Source organism: Micromonospora sp. NPDC093243 (assembly GCF_044753725.1).
GTDB lineage: Bacteria > Actinomycetota > Actinomycetes > Mycobacteriales > Micromonosporaceae > Micromonospora.
Genome location: NZ_JBIVNT010000028.1, coordinates 1 through 1,338, shown reverse-complemented (window position 1 = coordinate 1,338; position 1,338 = coordinate 1). Strand labels below are relative to the sequence as shown.

The 1,338-nt window shown below is 70.6% G+C and carries 1 protein-coding gene; it reads right to left on the bottom strand.

From position 1 onward, the window contains the following. Positions 1 to 21 precede the first annotated feature (21 nt). Positions 22 to 1,221 carry an IS110 family transposase gene (locus ACIP9D_RS32840; RefSeq protein ID WP_350877583.1) on the bottom strand — a complete coding sequence of 400 codons (1,200 nt, stop codon included), beginning with the start codon at positions 1,219 to 1,221 and terminating at the stop codon, positions 22 to 24. Between the last annotated feature and the right edge of the window lie 117 nt (positions 1,222 to 1,338).

Genomic DNA, 1,338 nt, shown 5'->3' with positions numbered 1-1,338 from the left:
GGGGTGTCCCTATGGGTTTCGTCAAGCGGGGATCGGTGCCGTTGGGCGGGGTTGGTAGGGGATCTTGTCGCGGAGCATGGCGTATAGGACGTCGCAGCGGCGGCGGGCGAGGCAGATGAGGGCGGCGTTGTGTCGTTTGCCTTCGGCTCGTTTCCGGTCGTAGTAGGCGCGGCTGACCGGGTCGGCGAGGGCGGCGAACGCGGCGAGGAAGAAGGCGCGTTTGAGGTGTTTGTTGCCACCGCGGGGTGGGTGTTCGCCGCGGATGCTGGTGCCGGATTGTCGGGTGACGGGGGCGAGGCCGGCGTAGGCGGCGAGGTGCCCGGGTGTGGCGAAGGCGGTGCCGTCGCCGACTTCGAGCAGGATACGGGCGGCGGTCCTGACGCCGATGCCGGGCATCGAGGTCAGGACCGGGGCGAGAGGGTGTGCATCAAGGATCCTTTCGACCTCGCCGGCGACCTGGTCGCGTTGCCGCAAGGTGTCGCGGAGGCTGTCAGCCAGGCGGGGCAGGATCGTCTCCGCCGCCTGGGTGCCGGGGACGGTGACGGTCTGCTCGTCGAGGGCGGTCATGATCTGCTCGACCAGTCGGTCGCCCATGCGGGGCGCGTGGACGGCGGCGATCGAGGCGAGTTTGCGGCGGCCAGCCTTGCGCAGGCCGGCCGGTCCGCCGCAGCGCGACAGCAGCTCCAGCACAGCTTTGTGCTGCACCTTCGGGCCGAGGACACGTTCCAGAGCGGGATGGATCTGGGTGAGCAGGCCCCGGATCCGGTTCGCCACGCGGGTGGCCTCGCCGGCGAGGTCGTCGTCGAAGCCGACGAGGACTTCCAGCTCGGCAAGGGTCTCGTCGCCGGTGTCGACCCGCCGCAGCGTGTGCGGCAGGGTCCGGGCGGCGTCAGCGATGACGTAGGCGTCGCGGGCGTCGGTCTTCGCGTTGCCGGGGTGCAGGTCGGCGATACGGCGCATCACCAGTCCGGGCAGGTAGGCCACCTGATGCCCGGCCGCCCTGGCCACCGCCACGGGCAAGGCGCCGATCGAGGCGGGCTGGTCGACCACCACCAGAACCACGCCGTGACGGGCCAGCTTGTCGAACAGTTGCCGAAGGCGGGCCTCGGTGTTCGGCAACGGCGCGTCGTGCAGCCGTCGGCCGTCCGGGGCCAACCCGACCGCGTGATGGCCTTCCTTGCCGACGTCCAACCCGAGGAAGACGCCGTACCCGCCGTTCACCAGACCCGCCTCCACGCATCGTTCGTGGCCTCGGCCGCTGGTCAGGCGTCGGACTGCCGGCAGCCACGTTACGAAGAGACCTACCCCAACACGGGTGGCCGTGTCCCTATCAGCGGT